The following is an 11,017-nucleotide window of genomic DNA, read 5'->3' on the forward strand; positions in this document are numbered from 1 at the left end:
ACTGGATCGGATTACAGCGCCATGCTCATCTCCACCTCGATGCGCGGGTCGTCGCCGGGGCACGGCAGCTCCTGGCCGGTGCGCCGGAAACCCAGCCGCAGATACAGCGATTCGGCGCGCGCGTTGCCGTCCATCACCCACAGTCGCAGCGCGGCATGGCGTTCGGCGCGCGCCCACGCCACGACCGCGCGGACCACGGCCGCCGAGGCTCCGGTACCGCGGGCGGTCGGCGCGACCCACACCGATACCAGTACCGGTGCTCCGTCGTCGTCGATCGATCCGGCGGCCGCACCGACCGCAGTCCCGTCGAGTTCGGCGACGAAGTACGCTCGGTCGCCGATCCATTCGCGCCACTGGTCCGAACTCCAGGTGGCCGCGACCTCCGCCTTCGACTTGAACGCCTCCGGCGAATCCGTCAATGTGGCCAGCCGTAGCTCACGGCCGAGCTTCCATTCGTCGCCATCGATTCTCCGCACGGTGATCATGAAGCGATGGTGCGCCGGAAAACCGGCGGCGAGCAACCACTTTTCGCGACGGCGCTACATGACCCGGCGCGCGGTTGATGCCCGCAACGCCTCGAGCGAGGCGTTGGTGCGATGGTCGGCCTTGATGATCGCGTCCAGTTCGCGCTGCAGCGGCGGCATGTCGAGGCCCTCGCGGCCGACGTCGCCGATCGCCACCCCCTCGAGCAGCCGGTCCGCGTATCCGCATACGCCCTGCTCGCCGCCGCCGCGCTTACCCTTCGGCGGCAGCGTCACATACGCCGGTTTGGTGACGCCGAGCAGCATGAACCCGTCGGTGGCGAAGCCGTCGAGCGTGCCGAGCGACCATTCCTCGATCACTCCCTTCGAGGTGCCCTTCTCGCCGTATCCGGTCTGCTTGTCCGCATCCTTGTCCGTGGGCGCCTCGGTCCGGTCCGGGTTGGGCGCCAGCCCGCCGAAGGTGCCGTGGGTCATGATGTTGCGCGCCTGGGTCGGCCCGGTGCCGCGGCCGATGTAGATCCACTCGGCGGATTCCAGCTTGTCGAGGTCCGCCGACTTGGACAGCTGCTTGTGCTGCTCGCCTTTGAGGATCGCGGCGCGCTGCTTGTTCTGCTTCTCTTCCATGAGCTTCAGGCAGAACTCGCGATCCTGCTCGGTCTGCGCCATGTTGGCCTGTGCCTTCTTGTACAGCCTGTCGTAGGCGAAGGCCACATCGATCTCGGTATAGGTCTCGCCGGTGTCGGTGATCGCGGTCAGCGCGAGCACGGACAGCAGTTTGTACATCGAGGTGCCGGTCTTCGGGGCCGGCGCCACGAGTGGCGCCAGCAACGCGGCCGCTTCTTGAAAGTCGGTCTGCTGTACGCCTTTGGCCGACATCAGGTCGTCCTTCTCGCCGGATTTGCGCGGAAGTTTGATGGTGAGCATGAGCGTCTCCGAGGGCTGAATGTGCGAGCACCGGACCTTCCAGCGTAGGAGCCGGACTATCCACTCGGACAGTGCCTTTCGGCCCTCAGCAGCCGAAGCAACCGGTCGGGATGCCCAGTGCGTCGCACCACCACGGCCGCGGCGGCGGGAGCGGGGCGCCCGCGATGATCCATTCGCCGTCGACGCTGATCTCGCGCCGATCCAGCGAACGGGCAGCGGGCCCAACGGCTACCGAGCCGTCCAGGTTGAATCTGCTGCCGTGGCACGGGCAGTTGACGGTGCCGTCGGCGATCGCGTCGAGTGCACAGCCCCAATGTGTGCAGGTGACCGAAAATGCTTGATAATCACCGGGACTGGGCTGGGTGACCACGGTGTCGCCGAGGATCAGCCCGGCGCCGACCGGAATGTCGGAGGCGCGGGCGAGCGCGTTGGCCGGCGCCGACCGGTCCAATTCCGGTGGGGGCGGCGCGGGTTCCTCGGTGGTGGACTCGACCTGGACCTGGCTACGAGCGCCTGCGACGATCCAGTCGCCCTGCACACTGACCTCGACCGTACCGAGCGCGCGGGTGGCGGGTCCCGCGGCGACCGACCCGTCGAGATTGAATCTGCTGCCGTGGCAAGGGCAGTTGATGGTGCCGCCCGCGATGGCGTTGACCGCGCAGCCCTGGTGCGTGCACACCGACGAAAATGCCTGGAACGCACCGGCACTCGGCTGGGTGACCACGGTGTCGCCGACGATCAGCCCGGCGCCGACCGGCACATCGGCCACCCGCGCCAGCGCGCTGCCCGGCTCGGGTGGCGGCGGCTGCGGCAGCTCGGTGACCGGCTCGGGTGCTTCGGTGGCCGGGATCGGGGTGGTGGTCGGCGATGGCGGGGCGGCCGTGGTCGTGCCGGTACTCGCCGGTGGTGACGACCGCTCGGTGCGCGCGCAGGCGACGGCGACCACGGCCGCCCCGGCTCCGATGACGATTGTTCGACGTGCGACGTGCTCCATCGTGACCTCGGCGTGCTCGAACCGCTGTGCTAGGTACTACGGATCAGAGTCGATCTCGGTTCACATGACAGTTGTCATGTGCGGGTCGTGATGGTTGGCAGATCAAATCCACCGGCGGCTTCCTTAGCGTAATTCGGGTAGGGATCAGCCGAATACGCAGCTCAGGAGCCACTTCCATGACCACAGACCTCTCCACCGAGACCCTCGTCGCGCCCGCCCCCGCCGGGCGGCACAGCATGGTTCGGGTCTTCGCGCCGATCATCCGCGATATCGCCCTGCCGCTCGGTGCGTACTACGGGCTGAGCGAACTGGGCTACAGCGATTTCGCCGCGTTGCTCGGCGGCACGCTGGTCGGGGGTGCGTTGATGGCCGTCGACATCATCCGGTCGCGGCGGCTGGAGCCGTTCGCCGTGATCATGGCGGGCGTCTTCGCCTTCGGCCTGATCAGCTCGCTGATCACCGGTGACGCGCGGCTGATGATCGTGAAGGAATCGTTCGGCACGGTGATCATCGGCGCCGCCTTCCTCATCGGGACCATGGCAGGCAAGCCGCTCACGTATCTCTCGGCGCGCAAGGTGATGGCGGCCGAGCCCGCCAAGCTGGCGGCCTTCGAGGAGCGCTACCGCACGACGCCCGCGATGCGCCGGAACTTCGCCAGGCTGGGCATCCTGTGGGGCGTGGTGCTGCTGGCCGAGGCCGCGGTGCGGGTGGTGCTCGCCTTCCAGCTGCCGGTGCACACCATGGCCTGGCTCTCCTCCGTGCTGATGGTGGCCGTGATGGTCCCGATGATCATGCTCAGCGCCGTGCTCAGCAAGCGCATGAACCGGACTACCCCCGCCGCTTGACCCGCCGCGTGGCCAGCTGCATCCGCACGATGTAGGCCGGGGATGGTGGCGCCCAGCCGAGTTGGGCCGCCTGCCCGAAGTCGTCCCGGTTGGCCCAGTGCTCGATCACCTTCCCGTCGGTCACGCGCAGCCAGTGTGTCTGGGTGACCGCGAACCGCTTGTTCGTCGCTGGAAATGCCTGCACGGGTTCGGCACCTTCGTCGTACACGACGAAGGTGCCGGTGTGTTTTCCGGACATGGTGGCGTGCAGCACGACCAGATCGCCCTCGGCGACGACATCGTGTATCTCCCAGGCGAGTTCGGAATACGCGTCACGCAACCAGCGCGCGGTCGCGTAGAACGCGGCGGGCCCCTTGCCCCGGCTCGCCTTCGGTTCGACGATGCTCTCCCTGTTCACCGCGTCGGGATGGACGACGGTCTCGAAATCGGCCAGCGCGCCGTCACCCATGATGTGGATGCTGCGCACACACACCTGCTTATCGTGTCCATTGATCTCGGTCACGGAAGATCCCCTCTCGACGATGTGCCGGTTCGTGGACGGCGGCATCGGCGTCGGTCTCGATCGTCGCACCGGGCGCGGGCCGCGTGGCGATTTCCGGGATTCCGGGGTGCGATGAATTCGGCGGACGCGTTCCGTCTGTACTGCTGACAGCAGTTCGACCTCGAAGGAGTCACCGCAATGCGCAAGATCACCGCAGGCCTGTTCATCTCGCTCGACGGCGTCATCGAGAACCCGCAGGACTGGCATTTCCCGTACTTCAACGACGAGATGGGCGCGGCCGTCGACGCTCAGCTCGGCCAGGCCGACACGGTGCTGCTCGGCCGCGAAACCTACGACGGTTTCGCGGGCGCGTGGCCGGAGCGCGAGACCGCGGGCGGTGCGGACGCGGGCATGGCCAAGGCGCTCGGTGATGCGCGCAAGATCGTGGTGACACACCAGGATCCGCAGTTCACCTGGCGCAATTCCGAAGCGCTGCACGGCGATCTGATCGAGGCCGTCACGGCGCTGAAGAACGAGCCGGGCGGTGATATCGCCATGAGCGGGTCGGTCTCGGTCGTGCGCCAGCTGCTCGCGGCGGGCCTGCTCGACGAGCTGCATCTGTTCGTCCACCCGATCGTGCTCAACACCGGCGCACGGCTGTTCGGCGAGGGCGAGACGCTGCCGCTCGGCCTGATCTCCGCGCAGCCGTTCAAGACCGGCGTCGTCCACGTTGTCTACGGTCCCGACGCCGAGACAAGGACCGGTGGCTACGAGGAAGCGAAAGCGAACCTGCCGCAGGATAAGTGAGTCAGCTCGTGGGCCCGAGGATCGCGTCGACAATACGGCGGACCTTCGGGACCGCGTCCGAATCGCCGAGCTGGATACCGGTATTCGCCGCGCACAGCACGCCGTCGAGCTGAAAGGCGACGAGTTCCGGGTCCAGGTCGGCGATTTCGCCCGCCGCGACCGCGTGGCGCAGCTGTGCGGCGAGCAGCCCGGTCCAGTCCCGCAGGTCGCGCAGCAGCGCATCGCGGATCGGGCCCGGCTTGCTGTCGAATCCCGGCAGGTTGGCCATCCGATAGCAGCCGCCGGCGAACAGCGGCGCCTCGGCGTAGACGATCCAGTTCTCGATCAGCGCGCGCAGCCGGGCCACCCCTCGAGGCTCGGCGCGCGCGGGGTGAACGACGTTCTCGATGAACAACTCCCTGGCCAGATCCAGCGCCGACAGTTGCAGGGCCTCCTTGGTCTTGAACAGCGTCTGCACGCCCGCCTTGCTGAGGCCGGTGTCGGTGGCCAGCCTGCCGAAGCTCACGCCGTCGAGCCCGTCGAGCGAGGCGATGTCGACGGCCTGACGCAGCACCAGCCGCCTGGTGCGTGCGCCGCGCAGCATGCGCTTGTCGGTGGTCATCGACGGCCGTCGGCGTCGAGCCGGTGCGCGAGCGCCTTCACCACTTCGGCGGCCAGCACGGCCTGTCCGGCGGTGGCGAAGTGAATGCCGTCCTCGCTCAACAGGTTCGCCCGATCGCTGATCGGGTGGTCCTCGGAATCCACAAGCACCGCGTCGAATTCGGCGGTCAGCGCCCTGGTGATGTCGTTGATCCTGAGCACGCGCTCATGCCAGTCCGGGAACACCGGCACGTCGTACCTTCTGCTGAGGGTGAAGGTCGCGATCAGGGCGCCGGTGCTCGCGGCGAACCGGTACATCCGCCGCATGGTCGACTCGATCTCGGCGAAGTCCGGTTCGCGGCGCACGATGTCGTTCGCGCCGCTCGGCACGTGTAGCAGATCGGGATCGAACGCGCGGATCCGGTCGGCCTGGCGTTCGAGCGCCTGCGCCGTGCTGGCGCGGGTCACCGCGGTGTTGAGGTAGGCCAGGCCGGGATGTACGCGGCGCAATACGTCCGCCACCCGATCGGCCCAGCCCAGGCTCGCGTAACCCGGGCTCGGATCACCGATTCCGGCGGAGAGGCTGTCGCCGAGCACCGCGAAGCGCCGCCACGGCGCGTCGTACAGCAGCGCCGCGGCGTCCAGCGGGCTCAGGCAATACGGGTCGGTCTCTTCGGCGGTCGGCAATGTCGCGGCAGCGGTCATGTCACGAACCATACGTACGACCGTATGCTTATCTCAAGGCCTCGGCCCGTGATGGCCGAAACCCGCTCAGTCGCGCCACTTGATGGAGCAGCCCATGCTCGGCCGGTGCGGTTCCCCGACCGGCTTACCCGCGAGCACCGACTCGATCGCGTTGCGTAAATCGTTGCCGGTCAATGGTTTTCCATTTCCGGGCGTGGATTCGTCGAATGCGCCACGATAGGCGAGTTCCAGCTTCGCGTCGTACAGGAAGAAGTCGGGGGTACACGCGGCGCCGAATGCCCGGCCCACTTCCTGGGTGGTGTCGATGAGATAGGGAAATGTCCAGCCCGCGCGGATCGCCTGATCGCGCAGCCGCACCGGTGCGTCGTCGGGATAGGCGTCGGCATCGTTGGTGCAGATCGCCACGACCGGCATCGCGTCGAGCCCGTCGACGATCTCGCCGAATGCCGCCTCGATGTGTTTCACGTACGGGCAATGGTTGCAGGCGAATACGACCAGCAGGCCCGGACCGCCCAGATAATCGTCGCGCGCGTGCGGTGCGCCGTCGAGATCGGGTAGCGAAAAGTCGGGTGCCGGAGTGCCGAGCGGGACCATTAGTGATTCGAGCGCCATCGGGTGCCTTCCGTCCGGAACGGGACGGACCAGAGCCTAACGCCGAGATCGCCGTACGGTCCGTAATTCGCGGCGGTGAATTCGAATGGTCTTAATCCGATTAGCGATGCAGCAGGGCGAGTAGATCGCGCAGATGGCGTTCATACGCCGCCTCGGTGAAGGCGGTGCTGTCCCGCATGGTGAAGGCGTGGCGGGTATTCGGATAGACCACGGAGGTGTGGCGCACGCCCGCGGTGGCCAAGGACTTTTCCAGGCGGGCGATCTGTTCCGGCGGAATGGTCGGATCGTTGTCGGCGTGCGCGAGGAACACCTCGGCGGTGATCGATGACGCGGTGTGGTGCGGGCTGTTCTTGTCCTCGTCCACCGCGAGATATCCGCCGTGGAAACTGGCGACGGCGCGCAGGCGATCGCCGAAAGCGCCTGCCGCGCGCAGGGCGAGGCGCCCGCCCATGCAGTAGCCGGTGATCGCGATCGGCCCGGCGGCAGTCGGTGCGGCAGTGGTGAGCCAATCCAGATATCCGCGCACATCCTCGATCGCGCTGTCGCCCGCGAGTTCTCGCAGCATCGGCTGCGACGCGTGGAAATACGTCATCCGGCCCTGCGGGTCGGTGGGGTCGGGCGGCGGCAGTACGGGGGCGCGGCCCGAGCGGTAGAACAGGTTGGGCGCGAGCACCGTGAAACCCTGCGCGGCGATCGGTTCCATCATTTCGCGCAGCAGCGGGCGCAGGCCGAATATGTCCATGAAGAACAACACGCCGGGATGGGCGGTGCCGTCGTCCGGATGCAGCAGATAGGAATCGGCGGTGCCGTCGGCGGCGGGCACATCGACGGCCCGGAATACGACGGGTGACGGCATCGGCTGACCTCCACGTGTTCGGGGTGCGGCAGCCGATCGTAGCCCGATTGCCCGGAAATCGTTCGCCATCGGAATTGCCGATGAATTGCTGAATCGCCGTCCCATGTAGTCTGCATTCACCGCTGGAGTTGTCATGCTGTATTCGATCGCTGATCCGAGAGGCTGACCTGTGAAACTGTTCTGGATAACGGTTCCGGTGCTGGTTGCCGTTGCCGTCGCGGGATGTTCCGATGACAAGTCGACGAAATCCGATTCGACTTCGTCGGCCGCGGCGAGCTCGTCGTCCACGACGCCCGAGCCCGACGAGGGGCCCGGTGGCGGCGTGCGAATTCCGCTGGGTGAGACCAAGATCGTCGTGGTGCCCGCCGACGCCGTGATGGATATCAAGGTCCCGGTCGATTGGGGTCAGGCGAGCGCGGGCCTGCGCTGCACGGTGACCGACAGCACCGGGCGCAACGAAGACCTACGCTCCTCGGACGCGAAGAAACAGGAGACGATCGCGGGCAAGGAATGGACGACCCTGTGGACATTCGCCGCCGCGCCGAATGCCGAACTCACCGTCGGCTGCAAGGATCCGGACGCCAAAGTCTCCGGCGAGCACCAGAATCCGTTCATCCGGGTGATCCCGCGCGGAATCACCCCGCACTGAGCCGTCGGCCGGCACATCGTCGCGCGATCACCCGGTATTTGCCGTAACGATGTGCCATTCGGCATTTCGCCGTCGGTTCAGGCCGCGGCGGCCGGGGTCGGCTGGAAGACCTTCGCGGCGAGCGGCTGGAGGAGCAGCAGGCGGGTGAGCTGGTTGCGCAGCCAGATGCCGGGACGGCTTGCGGGCACGAGCATGGCGCTGCCCGCGTGGACCGAGCGCTGCCGCTTGGCCACCGTCGGGCGGAGCCCGGCCTCGTAGCGGTCGAACGCGATGCGGTGATCGCCGTCGGCGGCGGTCAATTCGGTGGCCAGCCGGTGGGCGCCCTCGAGTGCGAGTGCCGCGCCAGCACCGGAAAGCAGTGTGGCGCAGTAGCCCGCGTCGCCGACGAGGGTGACCCGGCCCGCGGACCAGCGCGGGATGCGGACCTGGCTCACCGCGTCGAGGTAGAAGCCGGGGTCGCTTGTCGCCTGCGCGAGCAACTCGGGCACCTGCCAGGATTCCGTCTCGAAGTACCCGCGCAGCAAGGCTTTCTGTGCGTCCTGATCGCGGTAGTCGATATCGAGCACCCGTGGTTCACGGAGCATGAAGAACCCGGTGGCGATGTCGTGCGCCGCCGAGCGGTAGACGCCTGCCACCTTGCCGGGCGTGTTGTAGAGCGCCACTTCGCCCGGCCTGCCGTGCTCGGGATCGACCTGCCCGAGTGCGAAGTAGAGGCCGAGGTGATGCAGTGCGTCCGCCTCCGGGGTGATCGCGAGATTCCTTACCCGCGAATGCAATCCGTCCGCACCGACCACCAGATCGAACTCGGCCGTCCGGCCGCTGTCGAAGGCGACCTCGACGGCGCCCTGCCGTTGGACGAGCGAGTGGATCGAGTCGCCGAACCGGTAGTCGACGTCATCGGCGGTGGCCTCGTACAGCACCTCGGCCAGATCGCCGCGCATGATCTCGATATCGTCGGCGGCGTTGAAGGTGCTGTTCGGCATGCCCGCTACCCGGTGATTCGCGGCATCGACAAACGTCAGTGCGCGAATATCGGTGGCGCGCTCCCGAATTCGGGGCAGGATGCCCATCAGTCCGGCGATGCGCACCGATTCGCCGCGAATGTCGACGCCGTTGCCGCCGGTGCGCGGCGCGGGTGCGCGCTCGATGACGGTCGGCTGGAAACCGTTGCGCCGCAGCCAATAAGCGAGCGCGGGACCGGCGATGCTCGCGCCGGAGATGAGGATGCGGGAATTGTTCGGCACGGTGACTCCTTGGATCGCTGACCGCCGGGTGACTGACCGGTGGTCAGCGATCCAAGATAGACTGCTGACCAACGGTCAGTCAAGCGATAGAATCGGCGCCGTGACCGATGAGACCCGTGACCGAATCCTCGCCGTCGCCATGGACCTGTTCGGCGCGCACGGCTATCACCGCACGTCGGTCCGTGCCATCGCCGAACAGCTCGGCATCAGCAAGGCGGGCGTGCTCTACCACTATCCGAGCAAATACGACATCCTCGCGGGGCTCGCGGAACCGTTGCTCGCGGCGATGGAACAGACCGTCGCCGCGGCCGCGGATCCCGATCACCGCGAGGCGCGGCGCAAGGTGATCGAGGGTCTGCTCGACGTCTTCCTCGCCCATCGCTATCTGCTGCGCCTCAATGCCAGCGACCTTGCGCTGTCCGCTCCCGGTCCCATTTTCGACCGCTTTCGCGATGCGATGATGCGGGCCAACCAGCTGGTGGCCGGTCCGGATCCGGCACTGGCCGATCTGGTGCGCGCAGCGCAGGCGATCGCCGGATTGAGTGATCCGGTAGTGCTTTACGCCGATCTGCCCACCGGCGAGCTGCGCGCCGAGGTGCTCGCGGGTGTCCGGCTGCTCTACGCCGAAGCGCCGAAGCGAACGAGTCCTGCTCAGCGCGGGCGGCCGGTGGCGATGACCGAGGAACTCGTCGCGACCGCGCGCCGGATGAGCGAGGAGGAACGGCTCAGCGTCCCCGAGATCGCCAGTGCCCTAGGGGTTTCCCGCGCGACTGTCTATCGGCATCTCAAATAGTCATCTTTATGAGACGATATTTATGAGACATGGGAGCGGTCGCTCGCTGATGTTCTCGAGTGAGGCCGTGTCGGACGTGGGAGTAGCGTCGAATCCGTGAACGAGGACCGGGACGTGCGCGGCTATCGCGAACGCCCGTCGCGATACGACGGCGCCGTGCTCTGGACCCGCACTGTCACCGACGGTGACGCGGCGGTTCCGGTGCTGCCCGACGGCTGCATCGATCTGATCTGGACCGAGGGCAGGCTGCAGATCGCGGGACCCGATACCGGCGCCTACCTGCCCAAGGTTCCGGTCGGCACCCGTTTCGCGGGTATCCGGTTCTTCCCCGGTACGGCGCCCGCCCTGCTCGGCGTCCCGGCGCACGAACTGCGCGACCGGCGCATCGCCCTGGCCGACCTCTGGTCCGCCGCGGCCGCCCGCAGGCTCACCGAACAGGTCGACGCCGCCGCCGATCGCACCGCGATCCTGGAATCGTTCGCGCTGCACCGTGCCGCCGAGCTCGACCCGCCCGACCCGCTGATTCGCCACATCGTGACCGCATTGGACGCGGGCGCGACGATCGCCGCGACTGCCGCGGCGGCGGGCGTGAATGCGCGTCTGCTGCACCGCCGTTCACTCGCCGCCTTCGGCTACAGCCCGAAAACCCTTGCCCGCGTGCTACGTCTGCAACGCGCGCTCGCCATGGCTCGGGCCGGCGTGCCGCTGGCGGATACCGCCGCGCGCGCCGGATTCGCGGATCAGGCCCATCTGTCCAGGGAGGTGCGCGAGTTCGCGGGAACGACGGTGCGGGAGTTGCTGTCCCGCGATGCGCGCACCCTCGCACAGGTACCGGTCGGGCAGTTGCTGACCGGCACATAGCGGGCGCTGTCGGCGCAGCCGTCCGCAGACCCCGCATGGCCGGAGCGAATGCGGGGAGGTACGCAGCGGACGGAGTCCGCTTCGCGCACGGCCGGAGCGAATGCGGGGAGGTACGCAGCGGACGGAGTCCGCTTCGCGCACGGCCGGAGCGAATGCGGGGAGGTACGCAGCGGACGGAGTCCGCT

General features: G+C 67.6%; 14 protein-coding genes. 5 read left to right on the forward strand and 9 right to left on the reverse strand.

From position 1 onward, the window contains the following. Window positions 1-11: 11 nt before the first annotated feature. The 3 genes from ACIG5A_RS34610 to ACIG5A_RS34620 all read right to left on the reverse strand — a co-directional run bounded on the left by ACIG5A_RS34610 (window position 12) and on the right by ACIG5A_RS34620 (window position 2,400). Window positions 12-485 (reverse strand): GNAT family N-acetyltransferase, encoded by a 474-nt coding sequence (locus ACIG5A_RS34610; RefSeq protein WP_397247901.1) that lies wholly within the window; start codon window positions 483-485, stop codon window positions 12-14. Between the two features lie 54 nt (window positions 486-539). Next, window positions 540-1,406 carry a hypothetical protein gene (locus ACIG5A_RS34615; protein WP_397247903.1) on the reverse strand — a complete coding sequence of 289 codons (867 nt, stop codon included), beginning with the start codon at window positions 1,404-1,406 and terminating at the stop codon, window positions 540-542. Between the two features lie 85 nt (window positions 1,407-1,491). Then, complete coding sequence (locus ACIG5A_RS34620; RefSeq protein WP_397247905.1) at window positions 1,492-2,400, reverse strand: Rieske 2Fe-2S domain-containing protein; 909 nt, start codon at window positions 2,398-2,400, stop codon at window positions 1,492-1,494. Window positions 2,401-2,576: 176 nt separating this feature from the next. Between ACIG5A_RS34620 and ACIG5A_RS34625 the strand changes: the two genes are divergently transcribed. Next, complete coding sequence (locus tag ACIG5A_RS34625) at window positions 2,577-3,245, forward strand: VC0807 family protein (RefSeq protein ID WP_397247907.1); 669 nt, start codon at window positions 2,577-2,579, stop codon at window positions 3,243-3,245. Here ACIG5A_RS34625 and ACIG5A_RS34630 read toward each other — a convergent pair. Further along, window positions 3,229-3,747 (reverse strand): ester cyclase, encoded by a 519-nt coding sequence (locus ACIG5A_RS34630; RefSeq protein ID WP_397247909.1) that lies wholly within the window; start codon window positions 3,745-3,747, stop codon window positions 3,229-3,231. The two genes, ACIG5A_RS34625 and ACIG5A_RS34630, sit on opposite strands and share 17 nt — an antisense overlap. Window positions 3,748-3,924: 177 nt before the next feature. Between ACIG5A_RS34630 and ACIG5A_RS34635 the strand changes: the two genes are divergently transcribed. Continuing rightward, window positions 3,925-4,533 (forward strand): dihydrofolate reductase family protein, encoded by a 609-nt coding sequence (locus tag ACIG5A_RS34635; RefSeq protein ID WP_397247911.1) that lies wholly within the window; start codon window positions 3,925-3,927, stop codon window positions 4,531-4,533. A 1-nt stretch (window position 4,534) separates the two neighbouring features. On the opposite strand, the gene ACIG5A_RS34640 is transcribed toward ACIG5A_RS34635, so the two are convergent. From ACIG5A_RS34640 to ACIG5A_RS34655, 4 genes are all read right to left on the reverse strand, one after another. After that, complete coding sequence (locus ACIG5A_RS34640; protein WP_397247913.1) at window positions 4,535-5,134, reverse strand: TetR/AcrR family transcriptional regulator; 600 nt, start codon at window positions 5,132-5,134, stop codon at window positions 4,535-4,537. Then, window positions 5,131-5,817 (reverse strand): SGNH/GDSL hydrolase family protein, encoded by a 687-nt coding sequence (locus ACIG5A_RS34645; protein WP_397247915.1) that lies wholly within the window; start codon window positions 5,815-5,817, stop codon window positions 5,131-5,133. Before ACIG5A_RS34645 ends, ACIG5A_RS34640 begins: the two co-directional genes overlap by 4 nt. A 66-nt stretch (window positions 5,818-5,883) precedes the next feature. Beyond that, window positions 5,884-6,429 (reverse strand): thioredoxin family protein, encoded by a 546-nt coding sequence (locus ACIG5A_RS34650; RefSeq protein ID WP_397247917.1) that lies wholly within the window; start codon window positions 6,427-6,429, stop codon window positions 5,884-5,886. A gap of 100 nt (window positions 6,430-6,529) precedes the next feature. After that, the gene (locus ACIG5A_RS34655) at window positions 6,530-7,285 is read right to left on the reverse strand and encodes a dienelactone hydrolase family protein (protein ID WP_397247919.1); all 756 of its coding nucleotides are present in this window, start codon (window positions 7,283-7,285) and stop codon (window positions 6,530-6,532) included. A gap of 169 nt (window positions 7,286-7,454) precedes the next feature. On the opposite strand from ACIG5A_RS34655, the gene ACIG5A_RS34660 reads away from it, so the two are divergent. Continuing rightward, entirely contained in the window at window positions 7,455-7,934 is a 480-nt protein-coding gene (locus ACIG5A_RS34660) for a hypothetical protein (protein ID WP_397247921.1), read from the forward strand. A 77-nt stretch (window positions 7,935-8,011) separates the two neighbouring features. Here the strand turns inward: ACIG5A_RS34660 and ACIG5A_RS34665 are convergent, their stop codons facing one another. After that, a complete protein-coding gene (locus ACIG5A_RS34665; protein WP_397247923.1) occupies window positions 8,012-9,178 on the reverse strand; it encodes an FAD-dependent monooxygenase in 1,167 nt (388 codons plus the stop codon). 100 nt (window positions 9,179-9,278) lie between these two features. Between ACIG5A_RS34665 and ACIG5A_RS34670 the strand changes: the two genes are divergently transcribed. Beyond that, complete coding sequence (locus ACIG5A_RS34670) at window positions 9,279-9,971, forward strand: TetR family transcriptional regulator (RefSeq protein ID WP_397247925.1); 693 nt, start codon at window positions 9,279-9,281, stop codon at window positions 9,969-9,971. A 96-nt stretch (window positions 9,972-10,067) separates the two neighbouring features. After that, window positions 10,068-10,832 (forward strand): helix-turn-helix domain-containing protein, encoded by a 765-nt coding sequence (locus tag ACIG5A_RS34675; RefSeq protein WP_397247927.1) that lies wholly within the window; start codon window positions 10,068-10,070, stop codon window positions 10,830-10,832. The last annotated feature ends 185 nt before the right edge of the window (window positions 10,833-11,017 follow it).

Source organism: Nocardia sp. NPDC052566, from assembly GCF_044547285.1.
In the GTDB taxonomy this organism is placed as follows: Bacteria; Actinomycetota; Actinomycetes; order Mycobacteriales; family Mycobacteriaceae; genus Nocardia.

What these genes read in the sequence shown, in the direction of transcription:
- ACIG5A_RS34610 (WP_397247901.1), bottom strand. Translation starts at nt 485, where the DNA reads ATGATCACCGTGCGGAGAATCGATGGCGACGAATGGAAGCTCGGCCGT.
- ACIG5A_RS34615 (WP_397247903.1), bottom strand. Translation starts at nt 1,406, where the DNA reads ATGCTCACCATCAAACTTCCGCGCAAATCCGGCGAGAAGGACGACCTG.
- ACIG5A_RS34620 (WP_397247905.1), bottom strand. Translation starts at nt 2,400, where the DNA reads ATGGAGCACGTCGCACGTCGAACAATCGTCATCGGAGCCGGGGCGGCC.
- ACIG5A_RS34625 (WP_397247907.1), top strand. Translation starts at nt 2,577, where the DNA reads ATGACCACAGACCTCTCCACCGAGACCCTCGTCGCGCCCGCCCCCGCC.
- ACIG5A_RS34635 (WP_397247911.1), top strand. Translation starts at nt 3,925, where the DNA reads ATGCGCAAGATCACCGCAGGCCTGTTCATCTCGCTCGACGGCGTCATC.
- ACIG5A_RS34640 (WP_397247913.1), bottom strand. Translation starts at nt 5,134, where the DNA reads ATGACCACCGACAAGCGCATGCTGCGCGGCGCACGCACCAGGCGGCTG.
- ACIG5A_RS34645 (WP_397247915.1), bottom strand. Translation starts at nt 5,817, where the DNA reads ATGACCGCTGCCGCGACATTGCCGACCGCCGAAGAGACCGACCCGTAT.
- ACIG5A_RS34650 (WP_397247917.1), bottom strand. Translation starts at nt 6,429, where the DNA reads ATGGCGCTCGAATCACTAATGGTCCCGCTCGGCACTCCGGCACCCGAC.
- ACIG5A_RS34655 (WP_397247919.1), bottom strand. Translation starts at nt 7,285, where the DNA reads ATGCCGTCACCCGTCGTATTCCGGGCCGTCGATGTGCCCGCCGCCGAC.